The sequence below is a fragment of the Collinsella sp. TF11-5AC genome, from assembly GCF_003436775.1.
GTDB lineage: Bacteria > Actinomycetota > Coriobacteriia > Coriobacteriales > Coriobacteriaceae > Collinsella.
The window spans coordinates 17238-36803 of the sequence record NZ_QSQO01000002.1 but is presented as its reverse complement, the minus strand read 5'-3'; the positions used below and the strand labels follow the sequence as shown (position 1 = coordinate 36803).

Sequence of the window (19566 nt, the reverse complement as noted above, 5' to 3'; positions counted from 1 at the left end):
ACGGTGAGTTCATGGAACACAGGGGCACCATAATTAGATGCCAATAGCGTGGTAGAACTGTGCTCGATATGCATCCGCAAAAGAAAGAGGCACCATGGTCTCGCGGGTTCTCTACCGACCGTTTGATACCGAAGATTTCGACGCCATCGCGCTGATTCTGCAGCAGCTTTGGCACAACAATTCGGATAACGATGAGTACAACCGCCTCGAGGCCGCGTGCGACCTTGCCTACTGCCTTTCGTCCTCGACGTTTTCGCAGGTTGCCGTAATCGACGGTCAGGCGCGTGGCATTGCGCTCGCGCGTGCGGGACAGAGCTCCGGCGCCACCGTCAAGGAACATTGGATGGATACCGAACGCGCGCTGCTATCGCAGATGCGCGAGCTGGAGCCCGATGTCTGCGCCGAGTACCTCTCATTTGTGCGCGCAACCATCCGAACCAACAACCGCCTGCTCGAGAGCAGCCCGTTGCCGCACGACAACGAGGTCACGCTGCTTGCCGTTGATCGAGATGTCCACGGCCTGGGCGTTGGCTCGGTGTTGCTCGATGCCGCGGTCTCGTACCTTTCCTCGCGCGGGGCGACAAGGGCGCACCTGTACACCGACTCCAACTGCTCTTGGAAGTTTTACGAGCTGCACGGCTTTAAGCGCGCGGCCACGCACCGCGCCAACCGCGAGGAACGCCGCCACGCCATGCCGCGCGAAAGCTTCCTCTACGAGCTGGACCTAACCGTCTAGGCCCAGCAGCCATACCAAGTCATTTAAGTCTATCCCCAATGACTGATCCCCAACGACTGGTCATTTAAGTCTGTCCCCAATGAGTAGCCTAGGGAGTCTGCAAATAGCCGTGGGCAAAAAACATCAAATATGAGTACTGTTACCTTTTTAGTAGCAGCGATTTGGGGCATTTTGAGGCTTTTAAACACGGCGGTCAGCCGGGCGAGCTAACGTATTTCCTCAAATGTTCAATAAAAGTGGCCCCTAACGAGAAATACTCTCATTAGGGTCCGGTAATTAAGCGCAAATTAATGCAACCATTTCGGCAACAGTACTCATATTTGCCATTTTTTGCCCACTGCCCCTTCCGATGGAGGGGACTACGGGCAAAAGCGGGAGGATCGGCGCATTTTGGCACATAAAAAGGGGATGGGCTTTCCCCGACGGCTGTCGAGAAAAGCCCATCCCATAGCTTACGACCGTTAGAACGTTCCGCCGCCGCCTCCGCCGACGCCGCCACCGCCGCCACCGGAAAAGCCGCCGCCGCTGCCGCCGCTCGAGCTATCGGAACTCGAAGCCAGCTCGCGGATGGTCTCGTGATACACCTCGTTGAACGAATCGAGCGGAGACTCGTTGCCGTAGTGATGGTAATACCACCAGTAGCAGGGGTAGTTGTCGTAGAAATCGTCGCTGTTGCGCAGATCCGCAGGCACGGCCTCGGCCAGCTGTCGCAGCACTTCTTTCGAAACGCCCAGGGCAACGCCCATCACCAGCAGTTTGTTCCACAAGATTAGGTCGCTGGGGATAGCCTCCTTCAGGCGCGTAAAGTCCTCGAGCCAATGCTTGAGCGCCTTGCAGCGAGCCGCCACCTCGGCGCCCTCCGGCGTGTAACGGCGGAAGGTGCAGCTCAGGACAAAGCCCACGATCGTAACGGGGATCGAGATCATAGCGGCACCGACGTTGGCATCCGCAAAGTCGGTATAGAACAGAGAGCCCAGAATGCCAAAGACAATGATGATGCCGAGAACCAGGCCGGCCACCATCGCGATAGTGCCATCCGATGCAATAAGCTCGCGCGCCTCCAGCTTGCCCTTAACTGTGCTCTGATAGTCCTCGAGCTTGTCGCCAACAGATGTGGTGCGCTCGCTAGCGTACTCCTCCAACTCGCTAAACGTGCGCGAACGGACTCCGTCCTTATCGGGCTTAACGCCAGCAAAGAAGACCTTGAGCACGTCGCGATCGATGCCGTCCTTCTTGGCAGCCTTCCAGGCCTCGTCGGTCACTGTGATGCGATACGTCTGCTCCTCTTTTTCGCGACGGAGCAGACCCTTCTTCTTGGTCTCGGTCGCTTCTTCCAGCTTGATCACGCGGTCGTCGGTGAGCTTCATAAGTGTGGCGATATATGCCTGATCGGGCACGTCGTTCCAGCTCATGAGAGCTGCAAGCACCGCGGGATGGTCGGCCGAGGGCACATCGCGGAAGTACTCGTCCTGGAAGAGTGGCTTGGGCTTGGGCCTGCGCAGCTTAAGCATCACGATCACACCGGTATAGGCAACCGCCACGACAACACACACCACGGCAATCGCGCCGGCAACCGCACGCGCGTGCTCACGGCGAGCGTTGGCCTCGTCGGCCCATTCCTTCTCTTCGCTCAGAATCGTCGACATGCGCTCTTCGCTCGAGGCGGCGAGCTGCGGCACCCAGTCGTTGGGGAAGGCGATGCGTGCCTCGGCGAATTCTCCCTCATGCACGCAGGGAATGGTATAGGTGACCATGGGCTCGTCCGCATCGAGTGACACGTCGCCCGTCAGCGGGCCGTGGCCCCATGCGCGGAAGTTATCGCCCTTGACGGCGGCCGTCCCGGCAGCGGCATTTGCAAAGTAGACTTCCATCTCGACGTCATCGGAATCCGCCGACCAGCCGTCACCCACAAATTTCCAGTAAAGCTCGGCGGTATCGGCCCAGTTCATAACCGCACCGGTCATGGAATAACTCACGTAGTAGATTGCGCTGTCGCCGCTCTCGTGAGGGCTGAACACCTTAATCCTTACGCCGTCACCGGTCTGCTCGACCGTGTAGACGCCAGAGTCGCCCTTGTTCGCGCTATCGACTTTGTTAAACGCGGTGTCCTCTTCCTCGACACTCAGCACGTCGACGCCCGCCGTGCCGCCCTGCTGGTTGGAGCCCGTATTGATCTCCCAAAACACGCCGTTGATGTCGTCGTCGAAATCAAACTGGCGTCCCTCGACAACGGCCAGCGATCCATCGGCCTCGACCGTGGCACTGATGTAGGTTTGGGTCATGGAATACCCGTCGGCACGTGCAACGGCGGGCAACAGCAGCAGCGCGCACGCGACGAGCGCACAAATGGAAGCAAATCGCGCAAACGGGCAGCGCTGCCGACAGGTCTTGGCAACGGGGGCGTTCATAGGCACATCCTTTGTCTGTGATACCAGTAGCGTCATTGTCCCACGTTTGCGGGTTCATGTGACGAACATCTAGGTCAGCGGAGTATCAAACGGGACGAAAGTCACGCCCGCGGCCGGCACCTGGGGACGTTCCTTATCTGCCGGCAATCTGGGACACTCCTTGGCATAGCCCGCTCCGGCAATAGATACCACTTCATAGCTCCATCACAGGTGTAGCGGCTTTGTGTGGGCGCGGCATGCGCTGATTGAGCCGCCAGTTGAGGGGCATAAAGCAGTTGAGCGAAAACGGTTTGCCCCTTTGCCGTCCGCTTGAGGATCATGTCCCCCTTTTCCGCGGAAACCCCGGCAGTTGCGAAGAGCTGCCGGGGTTTCTGTCGTTTGAGGGCTAGATTGATTGACGACGATTAAGGCGCCGAGCCGGTGGTCCGGCACGCGCAACGTGTGGCCTCAGCAACTTGCAGGCCACGGCAGCGTCTCCCCCACCACGCCCCGCGCTATACTCGTCCGCATGGACATCAACGCACGCAACATAGCAACAACCGCCGCCGACGCGCCAACGACGCCGGCCGCTCCCGCGCCCGTCGTGGGGCGCTTCGCCCCGTCGCCCTCGGGCCGTATGCACCTGGGCAACGTGTTCAGCTGCCTGTGCGCATGGCTTTCGGCCCGCAGCCAGGGCGGCAGCATCGTGTTACGCATTGAGGACCTGGACGATCGCTGCAAGCGCCCGGAACTTGCCGCCCAATTGATTGACGACCTGGCCTGGCTGGGGCTGGAGTGGGACGAAGGCCCCTACTACCAGCACGACCGCCTAGACCTGTACGAGAGCGCCTTGCGCCGGCTGAAAGACGCCGGCCTCACCTATCCCTGTTTTTGCACACGCGCCGAGCTCCACGCCGCGAGTGCACCGCACGCGAGCGACGGCACGCCCATCTACCGTGGCGCCTGCCGAAGTCTTTCGGCCGAGGAGGTGGCCCGCCGCAGCGCCCTGCGCGCCCCGGCCACACGTCTGCGCGTGCCCACCGTCGACGACCTCGCAGACGACGTGATCGAATTTGTGGATCGCACGTACGGCGCCCAATGCGAAGCACTCGCCACCGAGTGCGGCGACTTTTTGGTGCGCCGCAGCGACGGCGTGTTTGCCTATCAGCTAGCCGTGGTGGTCGACGACGCTGCCATGGGCGTCACCGAGGTCGTGCGCGGATGCGACCTGCTGGGGTCCACGCCGCGCCAGATCTATCTGCAGCACCTGTTGGGACTGCCCACGCCGCACTACGCACATATTCCGCTGCTCATGGCACCGGACGGCCGCCGCCTTTCCAAACGAGACCGCGATCTGGACCTGGGCGAACTCCGCGCCCGCTTTGGCACGCCCGAAGCGCTGCTGGGCTGGCTCGCCGGGCAAACGGGCATCGCGCCGGACACCACGCCGCGCTCTGCCGAGCGGCTGGTCGAGCACTTTAGCTGGGATGTTATCCGCAAGCACAGGGAGAACATCACCGTAACGGCTGAGTAATCAGGCACCCCACCCCTACGCAACATCCCAGGGCTGGAGTTCGTCGCCCAAGCGAACGATGCAGTCGTAGAGCACGGTATGACGCTCGGCCGGGTTGGCATCTCGATGAAAATGCCCGTAGTACCAGCGCCTGTAGTCCAAGCGGTCTTCCAGCTCATCGAAAAATGCCGTAAGCCGATCAACGGCAGGGCAATTCCAGCCGGGCCCCGGATAGAGCGTGGGCGAAAGCATGCGCGTGGAGCAGGTGTGGGTGATCACGTAGTCGACCTTCCAGCCCACGCCGTCGAGCTTTGTCCGTGCCTCCTCAAAGTTGCGCTCGTCCGGCAGCTCCTGCGGCCACCAGCTGGAATACGGAATGCGGTATTCCTTGTCCACGCTCGTGGCGCCGCCCATGGTAAAGACCGTTGAGCCGTCGAGCTCAAAAACCTCGCCGCGCGTCAGGCGCCGTATGGGCGAGGTGTCCGACAGACGCTGCGTCAACCCACCATGCCACAGCTCCATGGGGCGCTCCGCCCAATGGTCGTAGCGTTCGTGGTTGCCGTCGACGAACAGCACGGTATAGGGGCGCGACTCCAGCCAGGCGATATCGGCGCACTCCTCGGCAGAAAAATCCCAGGGAAAGCCAAAGTCGCCCGCGACAATCAGATAGTCGTCACTCGTCAGGCTATCCCCAAGCTCCCAGTCGCGCAGCTTTTGCATGTCAAGGCCGCCGTGAATATCGCCCGTCACATAGACCGTCATCGGATCACCACTTCCCTGTAAGTCGCTAGCCCACATTCTGCACGATCACTAAGCCAACCGTTCCAGCCCTTCCATCCTTTAGGACCTACCCCTCGCTCTTCCATCCAAACGGGTCAAGCACCCAAAAAACCAGATCGAGCACGCCGCTGGTCATCATGGCACCGGCAAGGGCCATGCAAACATGCAGAGAACTGGCACTTCGGAGCACGTCAAATGGTCCCAGAACAGCCAGCAGCGCGACCGCCACGCCGGCCGCGCACAGCACAAGACACGGCCCTGCGTCCTTGACGCACTTCTTTGCAAGGTGCTTGGTGTTGCCACTCATCAATATCGAACTCCTTAGAGGGTCGTTTTTCAGATGCATGCCGCCGCGACGGAGCATGGCGGCAGGGTAAGTGTCACATATCGTGCGGACATCAATGGAGAAACCGCCTGCTCGACCAACCCTTGACGCCGTTTTGCATCGGTACCCCATCCCCCGCTATCGGGCTCTATTACTTTTTCCGCGAAGTGAGCGTCTGTTTTTGGACCCCTGGAGCATCCGCATTTTTCAACGGCATAAACGCAGGATTCTGGCATCAAAACCGCAGAGAACGGCGCCCTCAAAGTGTCAATGCTTCGGGGGTCCGATTTTGCTCGTTCACTTCTCGGGAAAAGTATTAGACCTCGCCGCGGGCCACTAATAATGACCCCTCTATACACACCCAAAAACTCATCCAACATTAATCTTGGCTCAAGAATCGCTTAATCTATATCCTGCACTATAGAGTTCGACCAAGGGCGGGGCGGCGCCGCGCGACGCAGGCCGCCGAATGCAACGCTCACGCCCGGGCAAATCGCCCGGCGTCGTGCCCATCGAACGAAAGGACAGGTCATGGACGACCTCGAAAAAGTTGAAACCATCCGCACCAAGTGCAACGTGAGCTACACCGATGCCAAGGCCGCGCTCGACGCCACCGACGGCAACGTTTTGGACGCCATCATTTGGCTCGAGTCGCAGGGCAAGACCCAGACCACGTCGGCGCACGCCGCCACCGAGTCCGCTCCGGTCGATGAGCCCTCGGCCGAGATGGTCGCCGCGCAAGCCGCCTACGAAAAGTCGAGCGAAAAGACCGACTTCTCCAAAAAGATGGACAGCGTGTGGGAGTACCTCAAAAAGCTCTTCCGCCTGAGTTTGGACACCAAGTTTATCGCCACGCGCCGCGATGCGATCGTCCTCAACATCCCCATCTTGATTCCCATCATCGCCCTGTTTGCCTGGGGCGCCACGATCTGGCTAATGCTGATTGGCCTGTTCTTTGGCATGCGCTACCGCATCGACAGCGACGGCGACGTGCCCGGCAGCATCAACAACCTGATGGATCATGCCGCCGACGCCGCGGACGACATCAAGCAAAATCTGAACGACGACAAATAATCGCAGACGGGGGCACGTATGGCACGAATCCTGATCGTAGAGGACGAGGAGAAAATCGCCCGCTTTGTGACGCTCGAGCTGGAGCACGAGGGCTACCAGGTGGAGCACGCTGCCGACGGCCGCACCGCCGTGGACCTGGCGCTGGAGCGCGACTACGATCTGATTCTGCTCGACGTGCTGTTGCCGCAGCTCAACGGCATGGAGGTGCTGCGGCGCATCCGCAAGCACAAGGATGTGCCGGTGATCATGGTAACCGCGCGCGATGCCGTGATGGACAAGGTGGCCGGGCTCGATGCCGGTGCCGATGATTACTTGACCAAGCCGTTTGCAATTGAGGAGCTGTTCGCACGAATCCGCGTGGCGTTGAAGCGCTCAGAGGCCGTGCGGGCGGCTTCGGACGCGGCTGGCGTCGGCGCCAGGGCAAGTATGGCGGGCGGCGCGGCCGCCGGTATCGCCACAATGTCCCCGGCAACCGACACGGCCCAGACCGCTGCCGCGCCCTCCCCCGCCACGCTCGCCGTGGGCTCGGTCGCGCTCGATCCCGACCGCCGCGAAGTCACGGTCGGCGGCTCGCCCATCGTGCTGACTGCCCGCGAGTTCGATGTTCTCGCCCTGCTTATGGCGCATGCCGAGACCGTGCTCACGCGCGAGCGCATCGCGCACGAGGCGCTGGGCTACGAATACGTGGGCGACACCAACAACGTCGACGTACACATCGCGCACCTGCGCGCCAAGATCGAAGACGCCGGCAGCGCCCGCATCATCCAGACCGTGCGCGGGGTGGGCTATGTCTGCCGCGCATAACGCCGAGGCCAAGCGCGTCACCTCCATTGCCCGCGCCATCAACTGGAGCTACATGTGGCGCCGCCTGATGAGCTACGTCTGGCTCGATCTGTGGCTGCTGGTTGTTGCGGCGGCGATCCTGGTCTATGGCTACAACCAGACGCTGCCCACAGGCACCTTTACCGCAGGCTGGATTCCCGGCACCACCGTTCACGGCATGTCGCTCGCACCCGCGCGCGGCTGGGACCTGGCCACGCTCACCTATACCGTCGAGCTTGCGCGCACCACCAAGACCTTCCCCCTCGCGCAGGACCTCATTGCGCTGTGGCCCCTCTATCTTGTCGTTGCGGGCGGGCAAGTCATCAGCGTGCTCAACATGCTCAGCGGTGCCCGTCGCGTGCGCCGCACTATGGCACCTCTCAACGACCTGGCCCTGCGCGTGGACGAGCTCGGCCGCATGCAGCTCTCCGGCGGCAAGATGGAAACGCTGGAGCAGGCCATCGAGCGCGCAAGCGTCGACTCGCCGAGCGTCACCACCGGCGATGCCGACCTGGCAAGCATCGAGGTCGCGCTCAACCGCCTGCTGCGCCAGATGCAAGAGGCCAAGCTGCAGCAGATGCGCTTTGTCAACGATGCAAGCCATGAGCTGCGCACGCCCATCGCGGTGATTCAGGGCTACGTAAACATGCTCGACCGCTGGGGCAAAGACGACCCGGACGTGCTGGCGGAATCCATCGCATCCCTCAAGGCCGAAAGCGAGCACATGCAGGAGCTCGTGGAGCAGCTGCTGTTTTTGGCGCGCGGCGATGCCGGACGCACGGTTCTACGGCGCGCGAATACCAACCTGGCCGCACTGGTCAGCGAGGTATGCGAGGAATCACAGATGATCGATACCGAGCACACGTATCGACTGGCCTTTGGCGCTGCGCTTGTCAGCGACCCGCGTTGCGATGCGTCCGTCGACGTGGCGCTCGTAAAGCAGGCTCTGCGCGTGATCGTGCAGAATGCCGCCAAGTACTCGGATGCGGGAACGACCGTCACGTTTGGCATAACGCCCGATGCGGGCATAGGCACGATCGACATAAGCGTTGAGGACGAGGGTATCGGCATGAACCAGGAATCCGCAGCTCACGCGTTCGAGCGGTTCTACCGCGCCGACAACGCGCGCGATGCCGGCGCGCAGGGCTCGGGTCTGGGGCTTGCCATTGCCAAGTGGATCGTCGATAGCCATGGCGGTGTCATCGGTGTGACCTCGGTCGAAGGGGTCGGCAGCCGCTTTACGATTCGCCTGCCACGGTAGGGATGCCCCTCGGCATAAATAAAGGGATAAGGCCATGCGGCCCTATCCCTTTTTGCTAACTAAAGCAGCTTGTGCGCTACTCGCGGCACAGGTGCACGGCGAAGCCGGCGAACTCGCGCTTAAAGTACACGAGCTTGGTGCCGCCGTCGGGCAGCAGCACGCGCGACTCCTCGTTGACCTCGAGCCCGCGCTCGGCAAACCACTTCTCGGCCGCATCGATGTCGTTGACGGCAAAACCGATGTGGCCCTTGGTGCCACGACCGTTCTGCTTCATGATCTCGACCAGCGAATCGTTAAAGTACGAAACCGGGGTCTCGATGACGGGCAGGCCCATCATCGTCGAGAACAGCTCCGCGATCTCCAGGGCGTCTGCCGGGTCGGTGGCGTTGATGCCCACATGGGCGACGCGCATGCCAAAAAGCTCGACCGGGTTGGCGTTCTGCTCACTCATACAGGCAGCGCCTACTGAGCCATGACGTCGAGGACGGCCTTCTCGGCAGCGACGCGGTTCATGCCGGTCATGAAGGGCACACCACTCACGTACGGGCAGGTGAGGCCCTCGGGGGCAACGGTGGTGGCGATCAGCAGGTCAGCGCCCTCGTCGCAGTAATCCTTGGCCTCGGAGATGGCGCACTGCACGATCTCATACTTGCCGGCATAACCGTTGGCATCGAGCATGGTGGCGACCTTCTGGGCAACGAGCGTGGAAGTAGCAGCGCCAGCACCGCAAGCCAAAACGATCTTCTTCATAGGTAATGTCTCCCTTCATGGTTTACTTTAGGTAAGTGTACCGCAGCGAGCGATGGCACTTAGCCTCGATGAGCTTTTATGCCAGTTTGCTTGCGCGCTGCGTATAATACATCTAGTACGTGTTGTCATACCGCTCGCTTTATGAGCGACTAAGGACCCTAATATGCCCGATTCCCGCACACTCTGGACCGCCGTCGTTATCATCTGTATCGCCGTGTCGGTGTTCTTTAGCGTCAAAAAACGCACCACGTTTAAACGCCTGCAGCAGCTTATGGCCGCTAAGCAGTGGGACGAGTTCGATCGCTTGCTCGACGGCAAACTCACCAGCATGCTGTACCCGCGCTACAACCGCGACTACCTGCGCCTGAACTCCTATCTGCTGCGCGAGGACCACAAGCGCGCCAGCGAGATGTTCGACCTGCTGCTGGGACTCAACCTGCCCAAGATGCAGCGCGTCGATCTGGTCATTAAGGCCTTTAACTACTACGTTGGCCAGGAGGACCGCAAAAAGTCCAAGGAGTTGCTGCACGAGATCAAGGGCTTTGAGGGCGGCCAGGCCGAGGCAGTTGCGCACGAGTGCCAGCTGATGTACGACACGATGATCTTGAAGCGCCACAACGACATTCCCGAGCTGGAGCGCATGCTCGAGGAGGCCGGCGACGACCCAGTCAAGCGCTGCCGCCTGGAGTACCTGCTGGCCCTGCAGTACCAGAACAAGGGCGACGAAGCCAAGTTCCAGGAGTTCCTGGAGAAGTCGGGCCAACACTCGATGGCCGTCAACGCGTAACGGACGGCTTGTGCTAGACTTCTAGTCTCACGGGGGCGTGGCGGAATTGGCATACGCAGGAGACTTAAAATCTCTCGCCGCGAGGATTGTGGGTTCGAGTCCCACCGCCCCTACCACGTATTGTTTACGGGCCCGTATCCCTTTGGGATGCGGTCCCGTTTCTTTTAGATGCCGTCAACTGCAGGACAGCTAATTTGGGACGGGGCTTTTTTGACTACTTTTTTCCACTCACCCAATGAGTTTCCTCACACATTTTTCGATGAAAAAACGTGGTTATCTCGCACATTTTCCGATGGAAAAACGTGGTTGTCTCGCACATTTTCCGATGGAAACGCCCAAATGGCCTTATACTAGCCGAGAGGGTTGGGAGGCAATATGCAACGACAGCTTATGAGTGAACTTATCGCTTGGAAATCAAGGGCGAATCGCAAACCTCTCTTGCTTAAGGGAGCCCGCCAGACAGGAAAGACTTGGCTTCTTAACGAATTCGCAAGCCAGCAGTATCGAAACGTCATTCGTTTTGACTTTATGCTCGAGCCGAGCACACGCTCGCTGTTCGATGGGGACCTCGACCCCAAGCGCATCATCTCCCAGATAGAGCTCCTACGTGGTCAAACCGTAACGCCGACAGACACGCTCATCATCTTCGACGAGATCCAAGAGGCGCCACGCGGGATCACCTCGCTCAAGTACTTCAACGAGCTTGCGCCCGAATACCACATCGTAGCAGCCGGTTCCTATATGGGCCTCGCGCTCCGACGCGAAAACGAGTCATTTCCCGTCGGCAAAATCGACCAGCTCACCATGCGTCCCATGGGGTTTGCCGAGTTCGTTCGCGCCGTCGACGGCAACCCGCTCGCCGACGCCATCCTTGCCGCAGACATGAACCTTCTAGCAAACGTCACCGAAAAGCTCGTGCACTTGCTCAAGGAATACCTTGTTGTCGGTGGTATGCCCGAAGTTGTCTCCGCTTTCGCCGAGACACGCGACTTCATTGAAGCCCGAAGGCTTCAGCAGCAAATCATCGAGGCTTACGAATCCGATTTTGGCAAACATGCACCCGCCCGCATCGTCGAGCGCATGAGGTTGATTTGGAAATCCCTTCCCGGCCAGCTTGCCAAGGAGAACAAGAAGTTTGTCTATGGCGCCCTTCGCCCCGGAGCGCGCGCACGCGATTTTGAGGAAAGCCTCCAGTGGCTCACGGACTACGGAATCGTTCACAAGGTGCCACGTGTTTCCGCTCTAAAGACACCGCTCTCGAGCTACGAAGACCTCTCGGGCTTCAAACTGTTCTGCATCGACACCGGCATCCTCGGAGCGCTCTCCGGTCTCTCTCCGGCCATCGTTCTTAACGGATCCGCTGTTTTTACCGAGTTCAAAGGTTCGCTGACCGAACAATACGTCGCGCAGGAGCTTTTGCTCCAGGACAAAACTCCCGTGTATTGGTCCTCTACCTCTGGCAATGCCGAAACCGACTTTGCCATCGACCATACGGGAACCGTGCTCCCGCTTGAGGTCAAGGCGGCAGAGAACCTTAAAGCGAAGAGTCTGAAAATAGCCTGCGAAAAATTCAAACTCGAGCGTTGCGTGAGGAGCTCCCTGGCGGCATATAGAGACGAGGGCACGCTCGTCAATATTCCGCTTTGGGAAATTGGGCAAATCGACAAACTGGCATAAAGGCTGCGGAGGCGCTCAACAAGGACTGTCCCCAGGTGCCGACAGAAAAGAAACATCCCTAGGTGCCGGCTGTTGAGTTGCGGTGGAATAGGGACTGTTTGGGGCCCGAAAGGGCGATTTTAGTCCGCATTTCACCGCAACTCAGAGGAAGACGGTTAAAGAGCACTCAGGCTCGGGGTCCAGGCGATGGTGGGAGTCGCGCCGTCGAGAACCTCGTTGATGGTGGCGGCCATGCTGGCGAGCAAGCTGTTCTCGCTTACGGTGAGCGTGTCGTAGCCGCCGACTCGCATGAGCTCGCGAATCACCACGGCGCCTGCCAAGATCACGCCCGCGCGCTTGGGTTGCACGCCCGGCAACGCGGCGATGCCCGCAACATCCAGCGCGGACATGCGCTCGATAGCGGCCGAGACCTGCTCCATCGAAAGCTCGCGCAGGTGCACAAAGCTCGAATCGTACGGCTCCAGTTCGTGAACGAGCGCCACGAGCGTGGTGACGGTACCGCCCACCGCAACGAGGCGTTCGGCGCGCTCAAAGTCGACAGGCAGGCCCTCAAAATAGGCGGCGAACTGCTCGCCTGCCCACGCGGCAACGGCAGCAAGCTCGCCATCCGCGGGCGGCAACGCGGAGAAAAAGCGCTCCGTCACGCGACGGCAACCGATGTCCAGCGAGCGCGTTCCCTCCAGCGCAAAGACGCCGCGCTCCGGAGCGTATACGCCCGTCGCGAGTTCCGTGGACCCGCCGCCCGAATCCGCGACGATGATGCGCTCGCCGGCAAAGTCGTGCGCCACGCCAAAAAACGTCAGGCGCGCCTCGACCTCGCCCGGAATCACCTGTGGTTCGAGCCCCAACTCGCGCAGGCCGTCCAGCAGCAACGCGGCATTGGACGCATCGCGCGCGGCACTCGTGCACGTGGTGCAGACGCACACGGCCCCAAAGGCGCGCGCCTCGTCCACAAACGTACGGCACGCAGCGATCACACGCTCAACGGCCGCCTCGCAAAAGCGGCCCGTCGCGTCCACGCCCTCGCCCAGGTCGGTAATCTCGGTATGCTTGGACGATTCCACGATCGCCCCGGCCTCGACCTGCGCCAGCACCAGTCGCGACGACACCGTTCCCAGGTCGATCGCGGCTACCTTATAGCGTTTGCAATTTGTCATTGCGGGCTCCCCTCCGGGCGCTATTTGCCGTTGGACACGACCGTCTGACCCTCGACGCCGTTAAACCCAAACAGCATGTCGAGCGCCTGGATGTACCACGGCGCGTCCTTGCCGACTTCTTCGATTTCCTTGGCCACTTCGCTGGCCTTCTTGGCGTTTGAGGACTTTTTGCTCGACGACGAGTCCGAATCGTCGTCCAAGCCCAGCACGTCAATCTTCTTCTCGCCGGGCATCACCAGGCCCAGGTCCTCGGACGCCGCGTCCTTGATACCCTCCTCCGAGAGCAGCTTGTCGACGCTTTTTTGCAGCTCATCATTGTATTGCTGGCGAATCTCGACCTGCTTGGCCAAGATATCGCTCGAACGCTTTGCCACGTACAGGTCGCGCACGGGGAAATACAGGCTCACGAGCACCAGCGCCACCACGACACCGATAAACAGCGGACGCAGAGAGCCATGCGTAAAGTCATAGATCGCCTTGACCACCGCGTTGTCGTTGGCGTAGCGCATAAAGTCCGAGCCCGAAAAACGGTTCGAGGGCCTGCTCGATTTGTCGTGTGCCTGAGTCGAGGGACGCGACGTATGCGACGAACGTGCCGGGCGCACCGGTCCATCTGTCGAAGTATTCACTTGAGCATTGGGGCGCGAGGTACTTGTCGGGCGCTGCACGGGGCGGTCGACGCCGGCGTAGGCGGGCCCACCGAGCTGCACCGTGCGTGCACGGCGAGGCGACGGCTCGCGTGAACCGGCGGAATAGTACCTGTTGTCGTAAATCTGATCCATGTGCGCCTTGTGCGGTTGAGGTTTGTTTGCGCTAAGTCCTTTAGTTATAGCACGAGCGCCCGCACCGCCTTCGCCAGCCTTTGCTCGACATAAAAAAGGCGCTGAGCCATATGGCCCAGCGCCCACAGCGCTTTGCGGCGTCCAGCCAAGGCGGGGCGGAACCGAGTCAGCCTCCTCCTCGCCAAATTCGCCCGTTTAGCGAATGTTGTAGAACGCGGCCTTGCCGGCGTAGCGCGCGCTGCCCTCGAGCTCGTCCTCGATGCGAATGAGCTGGTTGTACTTGGCGATACGGTCGCTGCGGCACGGGGCGCCCGACTTGATCTGGCCGGCATTGACGCCCACGACCAGGTCGGCGATCGTGGAATCCTCGGTCTCGCCGGAGCGGTGACTCACGATGCAGGCGTAACCGGCCTCCTTGGCGGTCTCGATGGCCTCGAGCGACTCGGTGAGCGTGCCGATCTGATTGACCTTGACCAGGATCGCGTTGGCGGCACCCAGCTCGATGCCCTTCTTGAGGCGCTCGGTGTTGGTGACGAACAGGTCGTCGCCCACCAGCTGCACCTTGTTGCCAATGCGGCGGGTAAGCTCAACCCAACCGTCCCAGTCCTCCTCGGCCATGCCGTCCTCGATGGAGATGATGGGATAGGTGTCGACGAGCTTCTCCCAGTAATCAACCATCTGGGCACTCGTGTACTCCACGCCCTCGCCCTTGAGCTCGTACATGCCGGTCTCGGCGTTGTAGAACTCGGTCGAGGCCGGATCCATGGCGTACATGAAGTCGACGCCGGGCTTAAAGCCAGCCTTCTCGACGGCCTTGGTAATGTACTCGAACGGCTCGGCATTGGTCTTGAGGTTGGGCGCAAAGCCGCCCTCGTCGCCCACGCCGCCGCCCAGGCCCGCCTCGTGCAGCACGCCCTTGAGGGTGTGGTAGACCTCGGCGCACCAACGCAGGCCCTCGGCAAAGCTCGGGGCGCCCACCGGCATGATCATGAACTCCTGGAAGTCAACGTTATTGTCGGCATGGACGCCACCGTTGAGGATATTCATCATAGGCGTGGGCAGCAGGTGGGCGTTGACGCCGCCCAGGTACTGGTACAGCGACAGGCCCGCCGACTCGGCAGCGGCGCGGGCGACGGCCAGCGACACGCCCAGGATGGCGTTGGCACCGAGCTTGGTCTTGTTGGGGGTACCGTCCGCGGCAATCAGCGCGGCATCGACGGCGCGCTGGTCGAAGGCGTCGAGGCCCACGACGGCGTTAGCGCACTCGTTATTGACGTGCTCGACGGCCCGAGAGACGCCCTTGCCCAGATAGCGGCCCTTGTCGCCATCACGCAGCTCGCAGGCCTCAAAGGCGCCGGTCGAAGCACCCGAAGGCACCATTGCACGGCCAAAGCTGCCGTCCTCGAGCACGACCTCGACCTCGACGGTGGGATTGCCGCGGCTGTCGAGCACCTCGCGACCGTAGACGTCCAAAATATCGCTCATGTTGTCTCCCTCTCACTTGGAAACGGGTTGAATGCTTGGCGACCGGCTGACCGTGCACCATCGGCGTGCCTCCGTAAGTTAGCCATGTCGCACTTTTTGCATTATGCCCTAAGTTAGCCGAGGGATACATATGAATTTAGGAAATCATTCTTTGGGGCTCATGCTTTTGCACCGGCATTCATCTCTAGAGGTCCTCTCCATTAAAATCTCCAATCCGCATACCGTCTTTACCCGACTTGCGAATGTAAGAGCCAATAATGTGCTTTCACATCATGCAAAGTTCTGGATATCGTGCAAATCTAAGGGTCTGAAGTTCTGGATATCGTGCATAATCAGGTTATAAAAGTTCTGGATATCGTGCACGAGGCAGCCATGCTTAAACGAAAAGTCTATGACACACTACTAAAATGGAAGCATGAAAGTGCTGGTAAAACAGCACTTCTTATTGAAGGGGCCCGGCGCGTTGGCAAAAGCACGCTTGCCCGCGCGTTTGGAGAAGCCGAATACAAATCCTGTCTTGTCATTGATTTCTTTCAAGCGCCTGCCGAAGTTAAGCAATATTTTGAGGACTACCGCACCGACTTCGACTCGCTTTTCCTCTATCTCTCGGTTTTCTATAACGTCAAACTCTATGAACGCGAGACGCTTATTGTCTTTGACGAGGTCCAGATGTACCCGCAAGCACGTGGGCTCATCAAGTATCTCGTTGCTGACGGGCGTTACGACTACATCGAAACCGGATCCCTACTCAGCATCAAGCAGAACATCAAAGATATCGTCATCCCGTCCGAGGAGGACTCCATCGAGCTCGACCCGCTTGACTTTGAGGAATTCCTTTGGGGCATGGACGAGAAGGGGCTCGCTGATCTTATTCGTTTGAGCTTTAGCAAGATGAAACCGCTCCCCGATGCCCTACATCGCAGGGCCCTCTCCCTTATGCGCGAATACATACTCGTAGGCGGTATGCCCGAGCCGGTATCCATCTATGTTGAAAAACGCACTTTTGCGCCCGTTGACGCTTCGAAGCGCCGAATCGTCCAGCTCTATCGCAACGATATCTCACGCTTTGCAACCGGTTACGAATTCAAAGTCGTCTCCGTACTCGATGGCATCCCGGGTCAGCTCTCTAGGCACGAAAAACGATTCAAGCTTTCCTCACTTGATAAAAACGCACGCATGCGCACCTACGAAGAAGCCTTCTTTTGGCTGGCAGACGCGCGAATTGCCAATATCTGCTATGCCGCAAGCGAACCGAGCGTGGGCCTTTCGCTCAGCATGGAGCAAACGGCCCTCAAGTGCTACATGGCAGACACCGGCCTGCTTGTAACGCTTGCCTTCTCTGACAACAACGATACCGATGAAGACGTTTACAGGGCCGTGCTTCGCGGCGACATCGGATTGAACGAAGGAATGCTTACCGAAAACTACGTTGCCCAATCTCTAAAGGCCAATGGACACAGGCTCTTCTTTTATTCCCAAAGCGGAAAGAAGGAGGGGGAGGAGCGCATGGAAATCGACTTCCTCGTTACCCGACCCTATGTCAACGCCGCTGGAAAGCCGCGCATCAGCCCCATCGAAGTTAAGTCGCCGCGCAAATACGGGACCATCTCCCTCGATCGGTTCCGCGCACGCTTTAACAAAAAAATCGGGACGGCATATGTGCTGCATCCTAAACAACTCGAGTGGGATGCCGAAGCACAGCTGGCACATCTTCCGCTGTATATGGCTTTTTGCTTGTAGAGACCTCTCTGTGAGGCGCTGACGCAAACGAATACTGCGTGAGGCGCAGGTCACTCGTTTGCCTTGGCGGCGTCCCACAGGTCGTTGAGGCCGTGGGTCGAAAGCTCGGCAAGATCCACGTGGGCGTCGGCCGCCATCTGCTCCATCGCGGCCCAACGGCGACGGAACTTGGCTGTGCTGGCACGCAGAGCGCTCTCGGCGTCAATTCCCTCTTTGCGCGCGACGTTGACCAGAGCAAAGAGCAGATCGCCAAACTCCATCTCGCGCTCGGGCGAGCCAGGCTCCTCAGCCTCAAACTCGGCACGCTCCTCGGCGACCTCGTCCCACACGTCCTGGACCGTCTCCCACTCAAAGCCCACGGCAGCCGCCTTGCGCGACACCTTTTGGGCCTGCATCAGCGCCGGCAGATGCGTGGGCACGCCGTCGAGCAGGCCCTCGGGCGCAGCCTCGCCTGCCGCCACGGCCTTGTCCTTGGCAGCCTTCTCGGCAAGCTTAACCTCGTCCCAGATCTTGAGCACCTCATCGGAGCTCTCGGCGTCCGCATCGCCAAACACGTGCGGATGACGACGGATGAGCTTGGCGTCGATATCGCGTGCCACATCGGCAAGCGTAAACTCGCCGGCGTCCGCCGCAATCTGCGCATGCAGTACCACCTGCATGAGCACGTCGCCCAGCTCCTCGCGCAGATGCGCCACGTCGTCCGCCTCGATGCAATCGAGCGCCTCGTAGGCCTCCTCGATCATGTTCTTGCCGATGCTCTGATGCGTCTGTTCGCGGTCCCACGGGCAGCCATCGGGCTGACGCAGACGCCAGATGGTCTGCACCAGATGCTGCAGCTCGGCCGACGCGTCGACCAGTGTGGACAGATCGCGCGAGCCCTCGGCATTTTGCCGAGCCATGTGCTGCGCCATGATTATTTCTCCTCCAGGATCACGTGACGGAACGCGCCGCCCTCGTAGATGCCGTAGCTGTGCGTACCGTCCTTGGGAATACTCACGCTGCCGGGATTGAAGAGCCACAGACCCGGGTGAGTCTCGCTTGCCTCGCTAACTTTGATGTGCGTGTGGCCGTAGACGAGCGCGGAGCCCTCGGGCAGCGCGGGCACGTGGTCGACGCTGTTGTGCATGCCGGCGCCAAAAACGTGGCCGTGCGTCAGGAACAGCTCGCGGCCGGCCTCGTCGAACAGCGTGGCGTAGTCGGCCATGACGGGAAAGTCGAGGACCATCTGGTCGACCTCGGCGTCACAGTTACCGCGCACCGCGATGATGCGGTCGGCCAGGGCGTTGAGCAGCGGAATCACACGCTTGGGGGCGTAGTCGCGCGGCAGGTCGTTGCGCGGACCGTGATAGAGCAGGTCGCCCAGCAGGACGATGCGGTCGGGCTGCTCGGACTCGATGGCGGCGCAGAGGAGCTCGGTCCAATATGCCGAGCCGTGGATGTCGGAGGCGATGAGGTATTTCATGGGAGGGTCCTTTCGGATGGGGTTGATGTGGCCAGGCGCGAGATGTGGCCGGGCGCGCTATTCAAATCGCAGTGCCGAGGCTTGTGCCGCCTGCATCACGCGTTGGAGCGGCACGTTGTGCTCACGGGCAAGGCGGGCACAGTCCTCGTACTCGGGTGCCGCGCGCTCGCTGCCGTCGGGCAGGGTGGCCACCTTGACGGACACCTCGCCCCAAGGCGTCGCGACCTGCTCAAAGCGGCGCGGCAGGCAAACGCGCTCCATCACCTGGCGCCGGATGCCGTTCGTGGTGGTTTCCAAAAAGATAATCGTCTGCAGACGGTCAATGTCCTCGCGGGCGCAGATTACCTGCAGCTGCCAGCCGGGGCGACCTTTTTTGCAGTAGAGAGGCAACCAGTGCACCTCGCGCGCACCTGCCTCGCGCAGGCGGTCCGCGGCATAAGCGAGTACCTCGGGCGACGCATCGTCGATGTCGCACTCCAGCTTGACGATAGTTTCGGGTGCATCGGTCTCGCGAGACAGCGGAGATGTACTTCCACGTTGCATACGGTCCGGATCCTTTCCGCACGGGCTCGTTTTATTCACCCAAACGCTAGCACATCGGACGTGGCGCAAGCGTGACTTTCGTCCGTCGCCGCCCTCGCCCCTATCCAAACATGTACGCCAGCCTCCAAACATGTCATTTTTTGCAGCTTTTGGAGGCTGATGTACATGTTTTGGAGCGGGGCCGCGCACGATCAGAATTGCGCTCGCACTCCGTCCACCACAAAGTTCACTACACTCAACAATTTTGAACTTTCTACGCAGTTCATCGGCCAAAAAATTACCCTC

General features: G+C 60.2%; 19 protein-coding genes and 1 tRNA gene. 9 read left to right on the top strand and 11 right to left on the bottom strand.

What is annotated here, in order from left to right; genetic code table 11:
* Positions 1–94: 94 nt before the first annotated feature.
* Positions 95–736 carry a GNAT family N-acetyltransferase gene (locus tag DXD16_RS01460; RefSeq protein ID WP_117654895.1) on the top strand — a complete coding sequence of 214 codons (642 nt, stop codon included), beginning with the start codon at positions 95–97 and terminating at the stop codon, positions 734–736.
* Between the two features lie 461 nt (positions 737–1197).
* Here the strand turns inward: DXD16_RS01460 and DXD16_RS10265 are convergent, their stop codons facing one another.
* Complete coding sequence (locus DXD16_RS10265; protein WP_158551488.1) at positions 1198–3144, bottom strand: DUF2207 domain-containing protein; 1947 nt, start codon at positions 3142–3144, stop codon at positions 1198–1200.
* Positions 3145–3538: 394 nt separating this feature from the next.
* Between DXD16_RS10265 and gluQRS the strand changes: the two genes are divergently transcribed.
* Positions 3539–4657: a tRNA glutamyl-Q(34) synthetase GluQRS gene (gluQRS, locus tag DXD16_RS01450; protein ID WP_255413225.1), complete on the top strand. Its 1119-nt coding sequence runs from the start codon at positions 3539–3541 to the stop codon at positions 4655–4657.
* Positions 4658–4672: 15 nt separating this feature from the next.
* Here the strand turns inward: gluQRS and DXD16_RS01445 are convergent, their stop codons facing one another.
* Together DXD16_RS01445 and DXD16_RS01440 are read right to left on the bottom strand one after the other, a co-directional pair.
* A complete protein-coding gene (locus tag DXD16_RS01445) occupies positions 4673–5398 on the bottom strand; it encodes a metallophosphoesterase (RefSeq protein WP_117654894.1) in 726 nt (241 codons plus the stop codon).
* 85 nt (positions 5399–5483) lie between these two features.
* The gene (locus tag DXD16_RS01440; RefSeq protein ID WP_117564911.1) at positions 5484–5723 is read right to left on the bottom strand and encodes a hypothetical protein; all 240 of its coding nucleotides are present in this window, start codon (positions 5721–5723) and stop codon (positions 5484–5486) included.
* 549 nt (positions 5724–6272) lie between these two features.
* On the opposite strand from DXD16_RS01440, the gene DXD16_RS01435 reads away from it, so the two are divergent.
* From DXD16_RS01435 to DXD16_RS01425, 3 genes are read left to right on the top strand one after another with little or no spacing between them, the layout of a single operon-like run.
* Positions 6273–6815 (top strand): DUF4342 domain-containing protein, encoded by a 543-nt coding sequence (locus tag DXD16_RS01435; protein WP_117654893.1) that lies wholly within the window; start codon positions 6273–6275, stop codon positions 6813–6815.
* A gap of 18 nt (positions 6816–6833) precedes the next feature.
* Positions 6834–7619 carry a response regulator transcription factor gene (locus DXD16_RS01430; protein ID WP_117654892.1) on the top strand — a complete coding sequence of 262 codons (786 nt, stop codon included), beginning with the start codon at positions 6834–6836 and terminating at the stop codon, positions 7617–7619.
* A complete protein-coding gene (locus DXD16_RS01425) occupies positions 7603–8898 on the top strand; it encodes a cell wall metabolism sensor histidine kinase WalK (RefSeq protein WP_117654891.1) in 1296 nt (431 codons plus the stop codon). Before DXD16_RS01430 ends, DXD16_RS01425 begins: the two co-directional genes overlap by 17 nt.
* A 76-nt stretch (positions 8899–8974) precedes the next feature.
* On the opposite strand, the gene DXD16_RS01420 is transcribed toward DXD16_RS01425, so the two are convergent.
* Positions 8975–9349, bottom strand: coding sequence for a VOC family protein (locus DXD16_RS01420; RefSeq protein WP_117564907.1), 375 nt, complete (start codon positions 9347–9349; stop codon positions 8975–8977).
* Positions 9350–9360: 11 nt separating this feature from the next.
* On the bottom strand, positions 9361–9648 hold the full coding sequence (locus DXD16_RS01415; RefSeq protein WP_117654890.1) for a PTS sugar transporter subunit IIB: 288 nt from the start codon (positions 9646–9648) through the stop codon (positions 9361–9363).
* 163 nt (positions 9649–9811) lie between these two features.
* Between DXD16_RS01415 and DXD16_RS01410 the strand changes: the two genes are divergently transcribed.
* The 3 genes from DXD16_RS01410 to DXD16_RS01400 all read left to right on the top strand — a co-directional run bounded on the left by DXD16_RS01410 (position 9812) and on the right by DXD16_RS01400 (position 12112).
* Positions 9812–10435, top strand: coding sequence for a hypothetical protein (locus DXD16_RS01410; RefSeq protein ID WP_117654889.1), 624 nt, complete (start codon positions 9812–9814; stop codon positions 10433–10435).
* Between the two features lie 31 nt (positions 10436–10466).
* Positions 10467–10551, top strand: a tRNA-Leu gene (locus tag DXD16_RS01405).
* Positions 10552–10810: 259 nt separating this feature from the next.
* Entirely contained in the window at positions 10811–12112 is a 1302-nt protein-coding gene (locus tag DXD16_RS01400) for an ATP-binding protein (protein WP_117654888.1), read from the top strand.
* A 155-nt stretch (positions 12113–12267) separates the two neighbouring features.
* On the opposite strand, the gene DXD16_RS01395 is transcribed toward DXD16_RS01400, so the two are convergent.
* The 3 genes from DXD16_RS01395 to eno form a co-directional block, all read right to left on the bottom strand.
* Positions 12268–13269: a hypothetical protein gene (locus DXD16_RS01395; protein ID WP_117654887.1), complete on the bottom strand. Its 1002-nt coding sequence runs from the start codon at positions 13267–13269 to the stop codon at positions 12268–12270.
* Positions 13270–13289: 20 nt separating this feature from the next.
* Positions 13290–14051, bottom strand: a complete 762-nt coding sequence (locus DXD16_RS10435; RefSeq protein WP_233502567.1) for a hypothetical protein — start codon at positions 14049–14051, stop codon at positions 13290–13292.
* Positions 14052–14246: 195 nt separating this feature from the next.
* On the bottom strand, positions 14247–15536 hold the full coding sequence (gene eno / locus DXD16_RS01385; protein ID WP_117629967.1) for a phosphopyruvate hydratase: 1290 nt from the start codon (positions 15534–15536) through the stop codon (positions 14247–14249).
* Positions 15537–15860: 324 nt separating this feature from the next.
* Between eno and DXD16_RS01380 the strand changes: the two genes are divergently transcribed.
* Entirely contained in the window at positions 15861–17276 is a 1416-nt protein-coding gene (locus DXD16_RS01380) for an ATP-binding protein (protein WP_233502566.1), read from the top strand.
* A gap of 50 nt (positions 17277–17326) precedes the next feature.
* Here DXD16_RS01380 and mazG read toward each other — a convergent pair whose 3' ends face one another.
* The 3 genes from mazG to larC are packed head-to-tail and all read right to left on the bottom strand — an operon-like array spanning position 17327 to position 19281.
* Entirely contained in the window at positions 17327–18187 is an 861-nt protein-coding gene (mazG, locus tag DXD16_RS01375) for a nucleoside triphosphate pyrophosphohydrolase (RefSeq protein WP_117654885.1), read from the bottom strand.
* A 2-nt stretch (positions 18188–18189) separates the two neighbouring features.
* On the bottom strand, positions 18190–18738 hold the full coding sequence (gene yfcE, locus DXD16_RS01370; protein WP_117654884.1) for a phosphodiesterase: 549 nt from the start codon (positions 18736–18738) through the stop codon (positions 18190–18192).
* A 57-nt stretch (positions 18739–18795) separates the two neighbouring features.
* The gene (gene larC, locus DXD16_RS01365) at positions 18796–19281 is read right to left on the bottom strand and encodes a nickel insertion protein (protein WP_233502563.1); all 486 of its coding nucleotides are present in this window, start codon (positions 19279–19281) and stop codon (positions 18796–18798) included.
* Between the last annotated feature and the right edge of the window lie 285 nt (positions 19282–19566).